Origin of the sequence: Cupriavidus phytohabitans, assembly GCF_000426345.1 — a bacterium.
GTDB lineage: Bacteria > Pseudomonadota > Gammaproteobacteria > Burkholderiales > Burkholderiaceae > Cupriavidus.
In genome coordinates this window covers 1-7,363 of record NZ_AUFE01000132.1, presented here as the reverse complement: position 1 = coordinate 7,363, position 7,363 = coordinate 1, and the positions used below count along the sequence as shown (strand labels likewise).

Genomic DNA, 7,363 nt, shown 5'->3' with positions numbered 1-7,363 from the left:
GAGGCAGGACTTCGGCGCCAAAATCCTCAGCGACAACTTGCACGCCCTATGCTGCCTCAGCGCCGCGCAGGAACATGAGATTGACTCGGACCGTCGTATCAACCGAACCTTCGCCATCACGGCTCTCAAACCTGTCCTGTCAGCGGCGCTGCTCGGCTTGCGCTGGGCCAAGGCTGCCCTGAATGAGACCTTGGCTTTGATCGCAACACGTGCCCATCGCGTGCGACCGGATCGCAACAAACCTCGTCCGCCTCGCCCAAAGCCTCATCGACATGCCGCTTATAAGGCTTGTTGATGCTTACAGTAACTTGGGTGGATTGGGTCCAACTCCCCCATCCTTCCCACCGCCACAATTCCGCCATGCAACTACCCAGTGCTCCGACGCCTGCCAGTATTCCCTGGAATTCTACCTCGAGCCCAAGCCCGATTTCCGATAGACCGACTGCTTCTTTCCCTTTATCCTTGCTCATGGTGGACCTTTCTTGTGCTGGTTTCCGATCTCGACAATCAGATTCTCAGCGGAAAGCTCCACCGCCCTCTACTCCGCGCCTCAAATTCCCCGCCTGTACACCAGTTTCGACTTTAGCTCGCGGAAGGTTGCGCACTACGTTTACCCAGCTGTGCGCCGCGATCTAAATAATTCAACTACCGCTTCCCCGGCGGTAGTCCGAGGAATTCCGACGCCTCTTGCATAGCGCTCTCGGCCAGCTCACCGGCTTCCTCGCCTCCGCCGGGCGTCATCAGGCCGACCAGTGCTGCGTACAGCAAGTGGATCAGGTCCACGGCACGGTGATACTGTTCGTCGCTCATGTTTTTCTCTCTACGAAGCCATCGAACCGTGTCGTCAGCTCAGGTTTGCGCAACTTTCGCAATGCCTGGGATTCTAGTTGGCGGATGCGCTCGCGCGTCAGGCCGAACTGCGCGCCGATTTCATCCAGCGTATAGTCGGTCTGCAGCCCCACGCCAAAGCGCATGCGCAAGATCTTTGCCTCGCGCGAGGTTAGCCTTGCCAGGACGGCTTCCATTTCCTGCTGGAGTGCCGCTTGGGTCGCCGCGTCCACTGGCGATATCGTGTCCTCGTCAGCCAAGGTGTCTCCTAGTAGCGCATCCCCGCTTTCCCCCAATGGGGTCTCCAGCGAGATCGGCTGCTTGACGAGATTCAGGATGGATTTGATCTGTTTCTCGCTCATCGCCAAACGGGCAGCCAACATGGACGGCGTTGGCATGGCGCCGGTTTCCCGGAAGATCTCGCGCGAATGCCGGTTGATCTTGCCAATGGCCTCGACCAAATGCATCGGAATACGGATGGAGGGCGCCTTATCGGCGATGGCACGGATGACCGCCTGCCGGATCCACCAGGTCGCGTAGGTCGAGAACTTGTAACCGCGCCGATAATCGAATTTGTCCACCGCCCGCATGAGGCCGATATTTCCCTCTTGGATGAGATCCGGCAACGGCAAGCCACGATTCTGATATTTTTTGGCGATGGAGACCACCAGTCTGAGATTGGCCCCGATCATCTCAGACCGGGCTTGCAGGGCTTTCGTCTTCGCCTTCGCCACTCGTTTGGCGGTTTCCCGCAGATCTCCCAGCGGCATCGCGGCGCGAGTTTCCACGGCGCGCAACTCTTGCTGAAGCGCTCGCACTTCCGGCGCCCATCTGATCAGGTGAGCGCGAATGGCAGGGTTCTCCGCCGCGAGCGCATTCATCCAGTCCAGATTCGCGGCTTGATCTCTGAATCGCTCAAGAAACAATTCGCGCGTCATGCCGCATTGGTCGATCAGGATCTTGGCGACGCGGCGCTCCACCTGACGGACCTCCTCGATCAACGCGTCAAGGATCTGCGTGAGCTCCACAATAGCAGGCGGGCTAAAGCGAAATGCCGCGAGCTCAGATTGGAGGGTGGTCAGCACCCTGACATATTGGGTGGGGTCGGACTCGGACTCTGGGCAGCGAGCGACGCTGGCAAGCGCATCGGCCTGACACCGGATCGCTGCAAACCTCTCCAAGCCAATGCCCCGCAACCGGACGGATTCGCTATCAGCAGAAGTCGTCGGCCCCCGATCGCCATCGTCGAGTCCTGTGTCGTCATCCTCCGGCTCGGCATCGGTCTGCGCCTGCGCTTCTGGTAGCAGGCTACCGCCTGGCTCGGCTCGCGGCTCCACAATGTGGTCGACCAGATCCTCAAATGCCATCTCATCGCGGGCCACCCGGACGGCCATCGCCAGGAGTTCGGAAAGCACAACGGGGCAAGCCACCATCGCCGCCATCATTTCCGCCAGCGCGTCTTCGATCCGCCGGGCGATGGCCACCTCGTCCTCGCGCGTCAGAAGAGGGATTGCACCGATCTCTCGCAGGTACATTTGCGTGGGATCGGTCGTGCGAGTCAGTCGACCGTCGCTCTGCGTGATGGCCGCGGCGGCTTCCTCTGCGACATCCTCCTCATTTGCGGAGGGTGCCGCATCCTGAGTCAGCCATGCTGGAGCTTCCGTTGGCGCTCGGTCGACGACCTCGATGCCGAGATCGGCCAACATCGCCAGCGTCCGGTCGATGACAGCTGATGTTTCGTCGCAATCCGGAAGCTGATCGCTCAGCTCACCACGCGTGAGGAAACCGCGCTCTTTGCCAAGAGCGATTAGTGCAAGCAGGTTCGTACGTAAGTTCTCGCTCATCTCATGCGCGCTCGCCGCGCGATCCTGTGCCTCGCTCTCGCCAAAGGCTTCGCAAAGCGCTTCATTTCTGCCCCAGCGACAGCCGGACCGTGACTTCGCCGTGGCACTGGCCGATGGCTGGGCCTGATCGGGCCGTCGTTTCAGGTGCCTCCCCGCCCGGGCAGATGTTGCACGAGCCAGATCAATGCCGACACCGCGGCAATGGCCCAGAGCGTCACGATCACCAGCGCCGCAACGTGGCTGACCGGGCGATTGGCGGCCGCCGCGGCCGCTGCACGATGCTCGCGCATCACCTCAAGCGGAATCCATCGTATTGCCAGCAACAAGCCGAGCGGCACCACCACCACGTCATCCAGAAAGCCAAGTACGGGAATGAAATCGGGAATCAGGTCAATAGGCGACATGGCATAAGCGGCGACCAGCAAGGCCAGTGCTTTCGCATACCATGGCGTGCGGGGATCTTGCGCAGCCAGCCACACCGCGTGCACATCTTCTTTGACTGCGCGAGCCCAACGCCGGGAACGTGCGGTCAAATGAGGCAGAAGGTCCCGGCGCCACAAGTGCAGGCGCACATCGTCGAGCACCGGGACTGCCGCGAGGGCGAGCAGCAGGGTTGCCAGCGCAAGCGTGGCGCTGAACCCGACGTGCTTGAACCCCAAGGCGCCAACGATGCCACCGGCAAAGAACAATGCGACAAGCGTGATAAGTACCCGTAGTTTGTGCCGATTGGCGAGCACCGGTGGCTTGCTCGAATCGGCTCTGGACAGGTTGCAATAGAACAGCTTGCCCAGTTCTATCCCGATGTCAGTAACCATGCCGGTCACGTGCGTGGTGCGGATCTCGGCGTTCGACAGCTTGGTGACCATGGCATTTTGTAAGCCCATGATGAAACAGAGCACCATGACCGTTGCCGGCACGAACAACCATTCGTGGTGCTCGAGATTGCTTCCAAGCAGGCCAAAACACACCAACAGCGCGGCTTCCAGCATGAGCGGCAATGCGTATTCGCTATGCAGGTGCTCGCGCCGACCCCAGTTAATCAGCACCGCTGACCAGGCGGCGCCCGCCAGAAACGACAGCATCGCCCCCAGGCCATCCAACATCAGCCAGAAACTGCCAAGCGCCAGGTTGTCTGCCATGGCGGACACAATCCCCGACATGTGCGAGGTGTACTGCTGCACGGCCAGGAAGCCGCCCGCGTTGGTCGCTCCGGCCACAAAGGCCAGGTAGCAGGCCAGTTGCCGATTGCTGTCGGGACTGCGCACCTTCCCAGTCAGCTTACGCAAGTACAGGATGGGCATGGTTGCATTGGTGAGGAGGCCTGCACGGGGGGAAGGGCTTGTCAATACCGGACCTGCCGCCTTGCCAGCTTGGTCCGGGCGGCGCGATCCGATGCCAGGCGCTCGCCGCCTTTCAGGCGGCGAGCGCCTGCAGTCAGGTTCAGCGAATGCGCCGTTTCCAGGATGCGCGCCCGCGCCATCAGTGCTTCCAGAGCGGGCAGCTTGTGTGCCCCCTTCCAGGCGAACAGCGTGTAGTTTGCACTGTCTTCGGAAAGAGAAATCGACATTGATTTGCCGAACACGGCGCTGACTTCCTCCAGATAGAAGGGGATATCGGGATCGCTTTCGAGAAAATTCGCGACCAGCACACCAGTATCGGCCAGGCGTGCATGACAGGCGGCATAAAAGTCCGCCGTGCCAAGCTGTACCGGCATGCCGTCGGCCAGGAACCCGTCCACCAGGATGACGTCCGGTCGCGCATTCTGGTTCGCGACATATTCGGCGCCATCCGCGCAAACAATCTCGAGTCGTTCGTCGTCCGGCGGGATCTGGAACTGCTCGCGCAGGGCGATGACCGCCGGATTGATTTCAATTGCCACAATCTTGGTGTTGGGTAGATGCCGGTAGCAGTACTTGGCAAGTGAACCGCCACCCAGGCCGATCATCGAGATTCTGGCGGGAGTCGGATGCAATAGCAGGAATCCCATCATCGTGCGGGTGTAACCCAGCACGAGCTTGTCGGGATCCTTGCGCGACATGAAGCTTTGGGTGGCCAGCGCATCGAAATGCAGCGATAGGGCGTGCTGGGTTTCCAACACTTGGGGCGTACCGTCGCGGGTCGCCTCGGCAAGGAATTTCAGATAGGCCTGGAATGAGGTGCGGTCGGCGTGCATCTGTCCATTTCCATTAGAGAGACTTGGGGAGCGCCTCGCCCCTTAACAATGCCGCGATGGTAACGACGGCGGCGGCCTCGTCCACGCCGTCCGCCTGGATGCGTACATGCGTCCCCACCCGCGCGGACAAGCGCATGACCTCCATCACGTCCTTCGCATTTGCGATCCAGGGGCCACTTGTGAGCAGGGTCTGGCACTCAAACTGATTGGCCGTGAAAGCCAATCGCGCGGAATTCCGTCCCTGAAATCCGTTCTTGGCGGTCACCTCTATCGTCACTTCTACCACTGCGCCCTCATCAAAAAAATAGTGAACCTCAAGGCTCATCTGTTCTGGAGCCGCGTATTGCACTGCCTGGCACGCGCGTCTCCTCATACCCGGACTTCCGGAGTCGCAGCGGGGCGCTCTCGGCGGGATGTGTAGCGGGTCTTGTAGTCATATATAATGATAATGCCATTATTACACAATGACACTCCAAAACGCATGGAATCCAAGACTGCCCGTCTGACCGTATTGATCGACCCGGTGAAGAAGAAGGCCTTTGAGGCGCTGTGCGCCGCCCAAGACCAGACGCCATCCCAGATTGTTCGCCAGATGATTCGCGACTATTTGGAGCAATATGAGGTGGACTACGCCACCAAGCCGAAGGTCGGCGCGGCTAGGTTGGCGGCGAACGAACGTGAGTGATAGTAGGAAAGAACCAGCCGGTGCCCAGGTATAGGGGTTCGCACGCATTGTCCGGTCCGCATGGCAACCAGGTGTGGTTCGCGGCACGCCCGTGAGCGACGGGCGTTAGGCAGTCGTGCCATATGGATAGCACCCGGTTCGCAAGGCACAGTCGAGCGGCCACTGTGGCAGTGCGGACGATGCTTTGCGTAGGCGCGCTCTCCTTAGTGCCAACCAGTGTCGAAGTTTGCGTGCTGAGCCCAGCCTGGCAATATGCCGGGCATCGCTCAACGCTCCCTCGCGAGCTACATCGCTAGCGCCGCGCGGGATCGGTCTGGCGCTGCCGCACGGCGCTCAGAATTCCGCGCAGGATCGCTATGGGCGGCGGTGGACAGCCCGGCACGGCTACGTCGACCGGGATCACGTTGGCGACACGGCCGCAGCTCGCATAGCTCTCCCCGAAGATCCCGCCGGTGCAGCCACAGTCGCCTACCGCCACTACCAGTTTCGGCTCTGGGGTCGCTGCGTAGGTGCGCCGCAGGGCCTCTTCCATATGACGCGAGACCGGTCCGGTTACCAGCAGCATGTCGGCGTGGCGCGGGCTGGCGACGAACTTGATGCCAAGACCTTCGATGTTGTAGTAAGGATTACCGAGCGCGTGGATCTCAAGCTCACAGCCATTACACGACCCTGCGTCGACCTGCCGGATTGTCAACGCCTGGCCGAGAATGTCGAGCAGTTCCCGGTGGATGTGCTGGATAGAGGGGGCCTCGTCTGCCGCGTTGGACGGCGCAGGCTCGGTGACAATGCCGGTGCGGGCAATCTGCTTGAGGATTTGCCACATCAGAGATCGTGCCCCGAGTAGCTGAGGTTGAAGGATTTGTTGATCAGCGGAAAGTCCGGCACGATGTTGCCGATGATGGCGTGTTCGAGCACCGGCCAGTTCTGCCACGACGGGTCGTGGCAATGGCAGCGGAGGATGCTGCCGTCATCGGCAAGTTCGAGCGCGACGAGGACTTCGCCACGCCAGCCCTCCACCCATCCCACTCCGATGGCGGCACCAGCGGGCGCTTGCGGCAAGATTCGCGTGGTGCCGTCCGGCAGGCCTGCACAGATGGCACGGATCAGCCGCAGCGACTCCAGCAGTTCATCGAATCGCACGGCCACGCGGGCGGCGACATCGCCGCCGCGGTGCGTGGCCATTTTCACGGCGAGGCTATCGTAGGGCAGCCAGGCATGGTCGCGGCGCAGGTCCGCCGCGTGGCCGCTGGCACGTCCGGCCAGCCCGGTCAGCCCAAGCTGTGCAGCAAGCTGTGGCGTGACGCGGCCCGCCCCAAGAAAGCGGTCCTGCAGGCCCGCATGCTCGTCGTACACCACGCGCAGCACGCGTACTTCCCGCTCGATGTTGTCGCACTGCTGACACAGGCGCTCAAGCATGGCTGGCATAAGGTCGCGCGCAACGCCGCCTGGTACCACAGCGTCCATCATCAGCCGGTGGCCGAAAGCCTCTCCGGCCAGCCGCTGCCAGTCTTCGCGCAAGCGCGAGAATTGCGCCAGGCCGAAGGCCAGCCCCGCATCATTGCCCAGGGCGCCCAGGTCACCCAGATGATTGGCAATCCGCTCACGCTCGAGCATCAGGGCGCGAAGCCAGTTTGCCCGCGGCGGAGGCGCGCAGCGCCAGGCTGACTCGAGCGCCATGCAATAGGCCCAGGCAAAAGCCACGGTGGAATCGCCCGAAACCCGGCCGGCCAGGTGGTAGCCCAATCCACCCAAGATAAGCCGCCAAGAAAAATCGCAATTTGCACCAAGAACGCTTGCAGTCCGGCTGATCCGGCAGATCTCGCCAGCCGGCAA

At 61.5% G+C, this 7,363-nt stretch carries 8 protein-coding genes and 1 pseudogene; 2 read left to right on the top strand and 7 right to left on the bottom strand.

Annotated features, from left to right (window positions below; all coding sequences use genetic code 11):
* A pseudogene (locus K309_RS43505) lies at positions 1 to 295 on the top strand (IS4 family transposase); the annotation flags it as partial.
* 350 nt (positions 296 to 645) lie between these two features.
* Here K309_RS43505 and K309_RS42705 read toward each other — a convergent pair.
* Genes K309_RS42705 through K309_RS0133010 form a run of 5 tightly spaced genes read right to left on the bottom strand, consistent with a single transcriptional unit; the run spans position 646 to position 5,170 of the window.
* Positions 646 to 810 carry a hypothetical protein gene (locus tag K309_RS42705; protein ID WP_198030902.1) on the bottom strand — a complete coding sequence of 55 codons (165 nt, stop codon included), beginning with the start codon at positions 808 to 810 and terminating at the stop codon, positions 646 to 648.
* Positions 807 to 2,816 (bottom strand): RNA polymerase sigma factor RpoD, encoded by a 2,010-nt coding sequence (gene rpoD, locus K309_RS38480; protein ID WP_255360142.1) that lies wholly within the window; start codon positions 2,814 to 2,816, stop codon positions 807 to 809. Before rpoD ends, K309_RS42705 begins: the two co-directional genes overlap by 4 nt.
* Positions 2,813 to 3,973 (bottom strand): DUF1275 domain-containing transporter, encoded by a 1,161-nt coding sequence (locus K309_RS0133020; RefSeq protein WP_029050239.1) that lies wholly within the window; start codon positions 3,971 to 3,973, stop codon positions 2,813 to 2,815. The genes rpoD and K309_RS0133020 overlap by 4 nt, the downstream gene beginning before the upstream one ends.
* A gap of 41 nt (positions 3,974 to 4,014) precedes the next feature.
* Complete coding sequence (locus tag K309_RS0133015) at positions 4,015 to 4,845, bottom strand: fused MFS/spermidine synthase (protein WP_029050238.1); 831 nt, start codon at positions 4,843 to 4,845, stop codon at positions 4,015 to 4,017.
* Positions 4,846 to 4,858: 13 nt separating this feature from the next.
* Entirely contained in the window at positions 4,859 to 5,170 is a 312-nt protein-coding gene (locus tag K309_RS0133010; RefSeq protein WP_084402680.1) for an HPr family phosphocarrier protein, read from the bottom strand.
* 156 nt (positions 5,171 to 5,326) lie between these two features.
* On the opposite strand from K309_RS0133010, the gene K309_RS0133005 reads away from it, so the two are divergent.
* Positions 5,327 to 5,530, top strand: a complete 204-nt coding sequence (locus tag K309_RS0133005) for a ribbon-helix-helix protein (RefSeq protein WP_029050236.1) — start codon at positions 5,327 to 5,329, stop codon at positions 5,528 to 5,530.
* A 292-nt stretch (positions 5,531 to 5,822) separates the two neighbouring features.
* Here the strand turns inward: K309_RS0133005 and K309_RS0133000 are convergent, their stop codons facing one another.
* Together K309_RS0133000 and K309_RS38475 are read right to left on the bottom strand one after the other, a co-directional pair.
* Positions 5,823 to 6,353 carry an NADH-quinone oxidoreductase subunit B family protein gene (locus K309_RS0133000; RefSeq protein ID WP_035878774.1) on the bottom strand — a complete coding sequence of 177 codons (531 nt, stop codon included), beginning with the start codon at positions 6,351 to 6,353 and terminating at the stop codon, positions 5,823 to 5,825.
* Positions 6,353 to 7,363, bottom strand: a 1,011-nt coding sequence (locus tag K309_RS38475) for a hydrogenase large subunit (RefSeq protein WP_500784389.1), incomplete at its 5' end; no start/stop codon positions are given. The genes K309_RS0133000 and K309_RS38475, both read right to left, overlap by 1 nt.

What these genes read in the sequence shown, in the direction of transcription:
- K309_RS42705 (WP_198030902.1), bottom strand. Translation starts at nt 810, where the DNA reads ATGAGCGACGAACAGTATCACCGTGCCGTGGACCTGATCCACTTGCTG.
- K309_RS0133020 (WP_029050239.1), bottom strand. Translation starts at nt 3,973, where the DNA reads ATGCCCATCCTGTACTTGCGTAAGCTGACTGGGAAGGTGCGCAGTCCC.
- K309_RS0133015 (WP_029050238.1), bottom strand. Translation starts at nt 4,845, where the DNA reads ATGCACGCCGACCGCACCTCATTCCAGGCCTATCTGAAATTCCTTGCC.
- K309_RS0133010 (WP_084402680.1), bottom strand. Translation starts at nt 5,170, where the DNA reads ATGAGCCTTGAGGTTCACTATTTTTTTGATGAGGGCGCAGTGGTAGAA.
- K309_RS0133005 (WP_029050236.1), top strand. Translation starts at nt 5,327, where the DNA reads ATGGAATCCAAGACTGCCCGTCTGACCGTATTGATCGACCCGGTGAAG.
- K309_RS0133000 (WP_035878774.1), bottom strand. Translation starts at nt 6,353, where the DNA reads ATGTGGCAAATCCTCAAGCAGATTGCCCGCACCGGCATTGTCACCGAG.